The organism is Caballeronia calidae (genome assembly GCF_900044055.2).
GTDB classification, from domain to species: Bacteria; Pseudomonadota; Gammaproteobacteria; order Burkholderiales; family Burkholderiaceae; genus Caballeronia; species Caballeronia calidae.
The window spans coordinates 73,642-85,168 of the sequence record NZ_FCOX02000031.1 but is presented as its reverse complement, the minus strand read 5'-3'; the positions used below and the strand labels follow the sequence as shown (position 1 = coordinate 85,168).

General features: G+C 65.3%; 2 protein-coding genes. One reads left to right on the top strand and one right to left on the bottom strand.

The genetic code is table 11. The features are described from left to right. Positions 1-27: 27 nt before the first annotated feature. Positions 28-1,770, bottom strand: coding sequence for a cyclic peptide export ABC transporter (locus tag AWB78_RS25085; protein WP_062608687.1), 1,743 nt, complete (start codon positions 1,768-1,770; stop codon positions 28-30). Between the two features lie 208 nt (positions 1,771-1,978). Here AWB78_RS25085 and AWB78_RS25080 point away from each other — a divergent pair, with 208 nt between their 5' ends. Further along, complete coding sequence (locus AWB78_RS25080; RefSeq protein ID WP_062608710.1) at positions 1,979-11,515, top strand: non-ribosomal peptide synthetase; 9,537 nt, start codon at positions 1,979-1,981, stop codon at positions 11,513-11,515. The last annotated feature ends 12 nt before the right edge of the window (positions 11,516-11,527 follow it).

Sequence of the window (11,527 nt, the reverse complement as noted above, 5' to 3'; positions counted from 1 at the left end):
CGGCGGGGCATCACGCCCCGCCCACCTTCACCCCACCGTCCCATTCCCCTTCACGTCCACAACCGCGCCCCTGACCCCCGCGCCCCGCGTCTCACTCACCACGACCCCGTTCTCCAGCTTCAACACCCGGTCCGCGATCGAAAAATACCGGTCATCGTGCGTAACGACGATCACCGTCTTCCCGCGCCCGCGCAACTCCGGCAACAACTGCTCATAAAACACCGCCTTGAACGCCGGGTCCTGATCCGCCGCCCATTCGTCGAAGAGATAAAGCGGCCGGTCCTCCAGATACGCCACCACCAACGCAAGCCGCTTGCGCTGCCCGGTCGAGAGAGCGCGCGTGGAGAATGCGCCATCGATCACCTTCACCTTGTGATCCAGCGCCAGCTTCGCGACGAGCGCATTCGCGCGCTCATCGGCCGCCGCGCGCGATGCATCGTCAGGATCGACGATGCCGAGCAGGGCATCGAACAGATGGAAATCGTTGAACACGGCCGTGAAGCGCTCGCGATACGCCGCGCGCTCACTCATGCCGATAGCCTTGCCATCGACTTCGATAACACCCGACTCCGGCTCATAAAGCCCCGTCAGCACTTTGGCAAGGGTGGTCTTGCCGCTGCCGTTGCCCCCGACGATGAACACCAGCTCGCCCGGCCTGAATGTCAGATCGACCGGGCCGATACGGAACATGCGTTCATCGCGCTCATGAAAATACGAATGCGTGATGCCGCGCATCGTGAGCGTTTCGAAGCCCGCATCATGCGTCGATGAAACCGCCGACGCAGGCACACGCAGACCGCCGAACTCCGCCATCACCTTCTCGATACGCGCGAGCGAAACACGCGCCGCATTCAGCGTCGGGATGTTGTTGAGCAGGCCATCGAGCGGCACGAGCATGAAGAGAAACACGACGACATAGCCCGCGGTCGCGGCGGCATCCGCGCGCACGCCGAGCGAAGGCCAGAACGCCGCCGCGCCGAGAAACCCATAGAACAGAAAGATGATCCAGCCGACGCCGATCGCATACGCGCTGAACGCACGACGGCGATGATCGCGCACCTCGCCGATCGCCGCGCCGAGTTGGCCGTCGACGAATTGTTGCGAGCGCGCGCGATGCAGCTTCAATTCCTTTGCGCCCGCAAAGAGCGCGCCGAGATAGCCGAACAACTTGTCCTGCGATTGCCCCGCGGCTTCGAGCGATGCGATCGCGCGCCTGTCGCCGAGGTGATAGCCGAGCGATCCCGTGACGATGGCCGCGAGCGCAAGCAGGCACACCGGCCACGACAGCCACGCGAGATAGCCGAGGCAGCCGAACACGATCGATCCGTGCATCACGATGTTCGGCAACGCGAAGAAGAGCATCGAGACGTTGGTGGCATCGTCGGTCAGGACGGATTGCACGGGCGCCGCGCCGATGCGCTCGACATCGCGCAGCTCGGCCGACGCCACGCGCCGCGCCACATGCTCGCGCAATTGCGCCATCGTGTCCTGCGAGAGCCGCGCGAAAAGCACGCCCGAGATGACGCGCGTGCATAACGCGATGACCGCGCATAACGCGAACCGCCACGCGAGCGCGCCATCGGCCGATGAAGGCGCGGACAGTGCGCGATTGAGCGTCGCGACGAGCATCACGCTCGCGATGCCGTTCATGATGCAGGCGATCAGCGCGATCGCGAACGCACCGCGCGCACGCTTGAGCAGTGCGAGGATCAGGCGCGCCGCGGGCTTCTGTCCGGCGGAAAAGTCTAAAGGCTCGTTGATAGCAGTCATTGGCAAGGCATCGCTGTAGTCGGGAAGACGGCGCCGAGTGCGCCTCTAGAAACAGACGTTTCAGCACGCCGAATCTTTAGCGCATGAAAAGCGGTAAAAATTTTTTCGCGCGAATCGTCATCCCGAGTGAAGCCGCATTTCCAGCGGCGCCCCGTTCATGCTGCAGCTCTTTCCGGCGCGGCCAGAACCCCGAAGGAATTTCATGCCGATGACGAGTTTCCCGACCGCGCTGCATCTTCGTATCAAAGCCCTCGCGCGCCTTCGACCCGAAGCGGCCGCGCTCGCATTCGATGCCCATGACGATGCGTGTCTCACACGCGGCGAACTCGATGCCCGCGCGTCGCGTCTCGCGGCGCAACTGCGTGCGGCAGGCGTCGGTGCGGAAGTGCGCGTCGGCGTATGCGTCGAGCGTTCTTGCGAACTGTTCGTCGCGCTCCTTGCCGTGCTGAAAGCGGGCGGCGTCTTCGTGCCGCTCGATCCGCATCATCCTGCCGCGCGCCTCGACTGGATCGCGAACGATGCGAATCTCGCGCACGGCATCGTCGATGCAGGCGCCGACGATGCGATGCGTGCCCGCTTCAACCTGTGCTTCGAGATACGGAATGATTCGGGCGATGCGCCCTCGTTCGATGACGAAGCACCCGTGCATCCGCGCGCGGCCGCATACATGATCTACACCTCGGGCTCGACGGGCACGCCCAAAGCCGTCGTCGTCGAGCACGGTCCGCTCGCCGCGCATTGCGATGCGCTCGCGACGGCGCTTGGCATCGGCGAGGGCGATAGCCTGCTGCACTTCGCGTCGGTCAATTTCGATGCCGCGCACGAATGCTGGCTCGCGCCGCTCGCGGTGGGCGCGCGCGTCGTCATCACGGCGCCGCCGCCGTTCGCGCCCGAGGCGGCGCATGCGCTGATCGAGCGCGAGGGCGTGAACGTCGCGGCGTTTCCGCCGGCTTATCTGCGCGAGTTCGCGGCCGTTGCCGAGCGCGAAGGCGTGCCCGCATCGCTGCGCGTGCTCGCGTTCGGCGGCGAAGCGCTGTCGCGCGAAGCGTTCGCGCGCGTGCGCCGTGTGTTCGCGGCGCAGCGTCTCATCAACGGTTACGGGCCGACCGAAGCCGTCATCTCGCCGATGCTCTGGCCTGTCGAGCCGCACGTCACACCCGATCTGAACGATGCCGATCCCTACGCGTCGTTGCCCATCGGACGCGTGATCGGGCCGCGTGTCGCGCGCATCGAAGAAGGTGAACTGTTGCTCGGCGGTGCGTGCATCGCGCGCGGTTATCACGGACGCGCGGCGCTGACGGCCGAGCGCTTCGTGCCCGATGCTTCGGGCGAGCCGGGCGCGCGCATCTATCGCACGGGCGATCTCGCACGCGAACGTGCCGATGGCGTCTACGATTATCTCGGCCGCATCGACGATCAGGTGCAGGTTCGCGGCGTGCGTGTCGAGCCCGCGGAAATCGCGGCGTGCCTGCGCGCGCATCCATCGGTTCATGATGCAGCCGTGCTCGCCGATTCGACGAACGGCCGCACACAATTAACCGCCTGCTTCGCTATCGCCGATGAAGCCGCGAACGATGCCGCCTTGAAGACGTATCTCTCGGAACGATTGCCCGCGGCGTGGCTGCCGCATCGCTATGTGCGCGTTGCGCGCCTGCCTTATACGCTGAACGGCAAGCTCGACCGCGATGCACTGAAGGCGCAAGCGGCTTCGATATCGGCACGGCATGACGCGGATCACATCGAGCCCGCCACCGATACCGAGCGCCGTCTTGCCCAGACCTGGCAGCGCATTCTCGACGATGCCGCGCCCATCGGCAGAACGGATCGCTTCTTCGAACGCGGCGGCGATTCGCTCGCGGCGATGCAACTGCAAGCGGCCATTCGCATCGACTGGTGCGTGAATCTGCGCCTCGACGCGATCTTCGACGATCCATCGCTCGACGCGCTGAGCGCGTTGATCGACGCGAGTGAGAAGGAAACGCGCGGCGTGTCGATCGTGAAGCGCACGGCATCGGCGAACGCGCGTCATATCGACCGACCCGCATCGTTCGCGCAGCAGCGCTTCTGGGTGCTCGCGCAAACGCGCGACGCGAGTGCGGCCTATCACATCGCGGGCCATTGGGACATCAGCGGCACACTCGATGCAAACGCGCTGCAACGCGCGCTCGATCATGTGATCGAGCGTCACGAGGCTTGGCGCACGACGCTCGTCGAAAACGAGGACGGCATCGTCATGCAGCGCATTCACGCGTCCTTGCCGGTGACGATGGAACGCGTGCACCTCGATGCAACCGACGATGCCGACGCGCTCGCGCAACGTCATGCAAGCGACGCGTTCGATCTGTCCAACGGTCCGCTGTTGCGCGCGACGCTCGTCTCGTTCGACGCTGCATCGCATCGGCTGATGCTGACGGCGCATCACGCCATCACGGATGGCTATAGCTCGCGCATCGTCTTCGATGAACTCGCGCACGCTTATTCGGCGTATGCGCGGGGCAACGCGCCATCGCTGCCCGCGTTGCCGATCCAGTACGCGGACTACGCGCAATGGCAACGCGATCTCGTTGAGAGCGAAGAGGGCGAGCGTCAGCTTGCTTACTGGCGTGAAGCGCTGCGCGCGGCGCCCACGCCGCTCGCGCTTCCCTATGACCGCGCGCGTCCCGCTGAACGCGATCATCGCGGTGGACGCGTGTCGCTGCGCTTGTCCGTCGATACATCGAACGCATTGCGCCTGCTCGCGCGCAGTGCACAGGCATCGCCGTTCGTCGTGCTGCTGGCCGCGTTCGATGCGTGGCTGCATCGATTGACCGGCGCAAACGATTTCGTGGTCGCGGTGCCGGTCGCGCATCGGCAGCGGCCTGAGACCGCGTCGCTCATCGGCCTGTGCCTCAACACATTGGCATTGCGTGCGCGCGTCGATGTGCATCGGAGCTTCTCCGCATTGCTCGATGAAGTGCGCGCCGATGCGCTCGCGGCATTCGCGCATCAGGACGTGCCCTTCGATCGCGTGCTCGATGCCGTGAAGCCGCCCGTCGCGCGCGGCGACGAATGGCTGCGCGTGAAGTTCGCTCAGCAATTCGATGCGGAATTTAAGGCGACGTTGCCGGATGCATCGGCGATCGCGAAGCCCGGTCCTGACCTTGCGGCGCGCTTCGATCTCGCGATCGACTTCATCGACGATGCGCGCGGCATCGAACTCGTCGCGGCGCATGCGCTCGATTGCATCGACGACGCAACGGCACACGCGTGGCTCGCGAGCTTCGCGACACTCGTCGCCGATGCGGTGCGCGATCCATCGCGCCCGATTGCATCGCTGAACTGCACGGCACAGAGCGAATGGCAACGAGGCCGTGCGCTTACCTTCCACGCCAACGACGTCCTCGCGCTGATCGCTCAGCATGCGAGCGCTACGCCGCATCGCATCGCGCTCGCCGACGCGCACACGCAACTCAGTTTCGCCGAGTTCGACGATGCATCGAACCGCATCGCGCTCGCGTTACGTCAGCAGGGCGCGGGGGCGGAGCGAGCGGTCGCCGTCTGCATCGAGCGTTCCGCGGGCTTCGTCGTCGCGTTGATCGGCGCGATGAAGTCGGGTGCGTACGTGGTTTCGCTCGATCCTGCGATGCCGCAAGCGCGCCTGGACGCCGCGATCGAAGCATGCGGCGCACGTCTCGCGCTCATCGCAAAGAAGGACGGCAACGCGCCTCGAGCACTCGGCAACGCGCGAATGTTCGATGCCGATACGCTCGCGCATGATGCATCGCTCGCGAATGCCGCTGCGCAACGCCTGCAACCCGCACCGGAACAGACCGCATACGTCATCTTCACGTCCGGTTCGACGGGGACGCCGAAGGGCGTCGCGGTGCCGCATCGCGCGCTGGCCGATTACGTGCAAGGCCTGCTCGATGAACTCACGTTCGCGCCGGGCGCATCGATGGCGATGGTCTCGACCGTCGCCGCCGATCTCGGTCACACGACGCTCTTCGGCGCGTTGTGCTCGGGACGCACGCTGCATCTGCTGCCTGCGCAGTGCGCGTTCGATCCTGACCGCTTCGCCGCGGAAATGCGCGCGCGAGATGTGGGCGTGTTGAAGATCGTGCCGAGTCATCTGCATGCGTTGCTCGAAGCGCAGCATCCCGCCGATGTATTGCCTTCGCATGCGCTCGTGACGGGCGGCGAGTTGCTGCCGTGGACGCTCGTGGATCGTGTGAAGAGATTGAAGCCCGCATGCCGCGTGATCAATCACTATGGCCCGACCGAAGCGACAGTCGGCGCGCTTGCATGCGAAGCATCGGCTTTCAATGACGATGAACGCAGTTCGCAAGGCGCGCCGCTCGGACGTCCGTTACCGAATGCTCAGGCGTATGTGTTCGATGCGGCCGGCGCGTGTGTGCCACCCGGTGGCATCGGCGAGTTGTATCTCGGCGGCCCCGGCGTTGCGCGTGGGTATCTCGGCCGCGCGGCCGCTACGGCAGAGCGTTTCGTGCCGCATCCGTTCGCGCGCGGCGAACGGCTTTATCGCACGGGCGATCGCGTGCGTCTTCTCGCCGATGGGCGCATCGTGTTTCTCGGGCGGCTCGACGATCAGGTGAAGATTCGCGGCTATCGCGTGGAGCCGGGCGAAGTGAGCGCGGCGCTGCGTGCGATCGAAGGTGTCGTGCAGGCGGAAACCTTGCCGATCGATCGCGATGGCCGCATTCAACTCGCGTCCTTCGTGAGCGGTTCCGGAAACAACGAAGCCACGCTGCGCGATGCACTGGCCGCGCGCTTGCCCGACTACATGGTGCCCGCGACGATCTTCCTGCTCGACGCGTTGCCGGTGACGGCCAACGGCAAGATCGATCGCGCCGCGCTGCGCGATATCGCGATGAAACCGGTCGAATCCGCCGCAACGAGCGATGCGCCCCGAGGCGATGTCGAGGAAGCGATCGCATCCGTGTGGAAGGACGTGTTGAAGGCGAAACATGTCGGCCGCGACGATAACTTCTTCGAACTCGGCGGGGATTCGATTCTCGTGCTGCAGGTGATCGCGCGTCTGCGCAAGCGCGGGCTGCGCGCGACGCCGAAGCAAGTTTTCGACAACGCGACGGTTGCGCAACTCGCGCTCATCGCCAGGCCGATAGACACGACCGAAGCGAAAGCGCCCGCAATCGTAGCGAAGCAAACGGAGCAAGAGACTACGCTCACGCCCGCGCAACTGCGCTTCTTCGCGCTCGATATTCCGCAGCGCGGCCACTGGAATCAGTCGATCGAATTCGATACGCGCGCGCCCTTCGATCTCGATACCTTCGCGCGCGCCTTCGATGCGCTGCTCACGCATCACGAGATTTTCCGGCAACGCTTCGAGCGCGACCCCGCCGCGAATACATGGCGCATCGTGCACGCGCAGAAGGCATTCGACACGCTGCCGCTCGCAACCGTCATAGCCAGCGATGAAACCGAAGCCCTCGCGCACTTCGATGCGATCCAGCGCACGCTCGACATTTCACGCGGCCCGCTTGCGTGTGCGCTCGCCGCATCGCTGCCGGACGGACGCACGACGCTCTATCTGGCGATTCATCACCTGATCGTCGATGGCGTGTCGTGGCGCATCCTGCTCGATGACTTGCAGAGCGCCTATCGCGCGGCCGAAACGCGTGGCATCGCGAGCCTGACGCGTACCGGCGCGAGTGCGGCGCAGTGGGCCGCGCGTCTTGCGAAGGCTGCACGCGATCCGCTTTCGCCATTCGCCGGCGAAGCGGACTACTGGACCACGATGCTCGCATCGGGCGATGATCTGCGTCTCGATCATCCGCACGCGAAGGCCACGAACGCCGATGCAACGGTCATCGAACAGACGCTCGATGCCGCGTTCACCGAAGCGAATGCCGCGTATCGCACGCAGACGGTCGAGGTGTTGATCGCGGCGCTCGCGCATGCGATAGGCGTGACATGCCGCATCGAACTCGAAGGACATGGCCGCGAGCCGCTTTTCGACGATATCGACGCAAGCCGCACGCTCGGCTGGCTGACGAGTCACTATCCGGTGACGCTTCCCGTGGAAGCATCGCCGATAGAGACGCTCGCTGCGACGAAGGACACGTTGCGAGCGGTGCCGCACAAGGGTCTCGGCTTCGGCGTGCTGCGCCATTACGGCGACGATGCGACGCGCATCGCGCTCGAAGCGTTGCATCGTCCGCGCGTGACCTTCAACTATCTCGGCCAGTTCGATTCGCACGGCACGCGCGACGCCGCATTCACGCCGCGCTTCGGCGGCGCCGGCTGCGAGCGCGATCCGGCAGGCCCGCTCGGCAACGCGCTCGCGATTCACGCCTATGTCGACGGCAACGACGAACGCAAGCTCAAGCTGCATTGGGTTTATGGCTCGACCCAGTTCGAGCGCGCGACGATCGAGGCGCTCGTTCGGCGTTTCGAGCACGCACTCGCCGATATCGTCACGGCATGTGCCGCGCGCATCGAACAGAAGGGCGCGGGCGCGACGCCGGGCGACTTTCCGCTCGCACGCGATGGCGGCCTGACGCAGGCGGCGCTCGAACGTATGACGTTCGATATGCGCGGTGTTGCCGATATCTATCCGCTCGCGCCGATGCAGCAGGGCATTCTGTTCCATTCGCTGTTCGCGCCGGAGCAATCGACATATGTGAATCAGCTCGCGGCAACGCTGATCGCGCCGGATATAGACAGATTGCGCGCGGCGTTCGATGCGGCCGTGCCACGTCACGATATTCTGCGCACCAGCTTCACGCACGATGAAGCCGCGCCGATGCAGATCGTGCATCGCCAGGCGCGCATGCCGTTCGACGTGCTCGACTGGCGCGATCGTACTGACGCGTCGACCTCGTTCGAAGCATGGCTCGCCGAAGACCGCGCGTGCGGCTTCGATCTCGCATCGCCGCCATTGATGCGCGTCACGCTGATTCGATTGACGGGCGACGAATGGCGCATCGTGTGGACGCGTCATCATCTGCTGCTCGATGGATGGAGCACCGCGCGCATGTTCGCGGACGTGCTGCGCGATTACATCGAGCCGCCGCGCGCGCAGCCGTTCGCGACACAGGCGAAGACGCATTATCGCGACTTCATCGCGTGGCTCGCCGCGCGTGACGTGCAAGCGGACGAAGCCTTCTGGCTCGAACGACTCGCACGCCTCGACGAGCCGACACGCATCGCGCAACGCGAGGCGAGCGAGCAACCTTCGCTCGACGATCACCGCACGTGGCGCGCGACGCTCGATGCCGCGACGACCGCGCGCCTCACCCATACCGCGCGCCGTCTTCGCGTGACGCTCAATACGCTGGTTCAAGGCGCATGGGCACTCGCGCTGCAACGCATGACGCATCGCACGAGCATTGCGTTCGGTGCGACGGTGGCGGGACGTCCCGACGCGCTTGCCGGCATCGATGACGTGCTGGGTCTCTTCATCAATACGATCCCGGTCATCACGACGCCGCTGCCGCAGCGCGCCGTATCGGCATGGCTGCGCGAATTGCAGGCCGATAACGCCGCGGCGAACGAACACGCGCATACGCCGCTTGCGGACATTCAACGCTGGGCAGGACAAGGTGGCGGTGAACTCTTCGATACGCTCGTCGTGTTCGAAAACTATCCCGTCGATGAAGCATGGGCTGGCCGCGATGCGCGCGCGCTGGACATGCGCGAGTTGCGCAACATCGAAGCGACGGACTTCGCATTGACGGTCGTGGTGGAGGCGCGCGAATCGATCGTCATCGATTACGGATACGACGCGGCGCGTCTGGACGAATCGCGTGTGGCCGCGATGCATCGCGCGTTGTCCGCGTGTCTCGATGCATTCGCCGCGAATGCGGATGCTCCGCTGGGTACGGTATCGCTCGCCGATGACACCGCTCGTTTCAACACTACCGCGCACGCATGGAGCGATGCGCAAAGCGCGCCGCTGCATCGGCAATTCGAACGCATGGCGAAGGCCGCGCCCGATGCCATCGCGCTCGAAATGAACGCCGGCAATGGCGCGTCGAATCGCATGACATATGGCGAACTGAACGAACGCGCGGATCGCGTCGCGGCTGCGCTCGTCGCCGCGGGCGCCGCACCGGACACGGCGGTTGCGCTGTGCGTCGAGCGTTCGTTCGAGATGGTCGTCGCGCTGTTCGGTGTGTTGAAGGCGGGCGCGGCCTATCTGCCTGTCGATCCGGAATATCCGGCTGAACGCATCGCGTATCTGCTCGACGATGCGAAGCCCGCCATCGTGCTCACGCAAGCGCATCTGCTCGAGCGTGTCGAAGCGGTCGCATCCACTGCGCGTGTCTTCGATATCAATGCGCTCATGCAAAGCGATGCGAGCCTCGCGACACCCATCGATGTCGCCGACGCGCAGCTCGCGTATCTCATCTACACGTCGGGCTCGACGGGCAAGCCCAAGGGCGCGGGCAATACGCACGGCGCGTTAGCGAACCGCATCGCGTGGATGCAGGACGCCTATCGCCTGACCAGCGACGATGTCGTGCTGCACAAGACGCCGTTCGGCTTCGATGTATCCGTATGGGAATTCGTCTGGCCGCTCGCGACGGGCGCGAAGCTCGCCATCGCGGCGCCTGGCGATCATCGCGATCCGGCGCGGCTCGTCGCCACGATCGAAGCGCATCGCGTGAGCACGCTGCATTTCGTGCCGTCGATGCTTGCGGCGTTCCTCGCCCATATCGATGAATTCGGCGAGGCAGCGCGCTGCGCGAGCATCGAGCGAATCATCGCGAGTGGCGAGGCGCTTGCGCCCGAGCTCGTCGCGCGTGTCGCAAGGCTCTTGCCCGATGCGCGGCTCTACAACCTTTACGGTCCGACCGAGGCGGCCATCGACGTATCGCACTGGACGTGCGGGGCAAGCGATATCGAAGCGCCTTCGGTGCCGATCGGATATCCGATCGCGAACCTGCAACTGCATGTGCTCGATGCCGCAATGCATCCCGTGCCCATCGGCGGCATCGGCGAGCTGTATCTCGGTGGTGCGGGTCTCGCACGCGGTTATCTCGGTCGCGCGGCCTTGACGGCGGAGCGCTTCGTGCCCGATCCGTTCGTTGCGGGCGGACGGCTCTATCGCACCGGCGATCTCGCGCGTCGACGCGATGACGGGGCGCTCGACTATCTCGGCCGCATCGATACCCAAGTGAAGCTGCGCGGACAGCGCATCGAACCGGGCGAGATCGAGGCGCTGCTGCGTGCGCAGCCGAATGTGCGCGATGCGGTGGTGATCCTGCGCGACGAACGGTTGATCGGCTACATCGCGTGCGCCGCGCCCGATACGTTCGATGAAGCCGCCGTGCTGAAGTCGTTGCAAATGCAACTACCCGTCTACATGGTGCCCGCCCATGTGATCGCACTCGACGCGCTGCCCGTCACGCCGAACGGCAAATGCGACCGCAATGCGCTGCCCGCGCCGACGCGCAGGCAAAAGACGATCGAGGCCCCGCGAACGCCGACCGAGCGCGAGCTCGCCGCAATCTGGCAACGCGTGCTGCATATCGAAGCCATCGGCCGCGATGACGACTTCTTCGCGCTTGGCGGCCACTCGCTGCTCGCAACGCAAGCGAACGCGCAAGCCAACCTGCATTGGTCGATCACGCTGCCGCTGCGCACGATCTTCGACGAACGCACGCTCGCGCGCTGCGCTGCCGCGATCGACAGCGCGCTTGCCCGACGCGATGCCGCAGGCGGCGCGCAAGACGCGGCAAGCGCGATCGACGCCTTGCTCGATGAACTGGAGACGCAATGAGACGCGCGATGA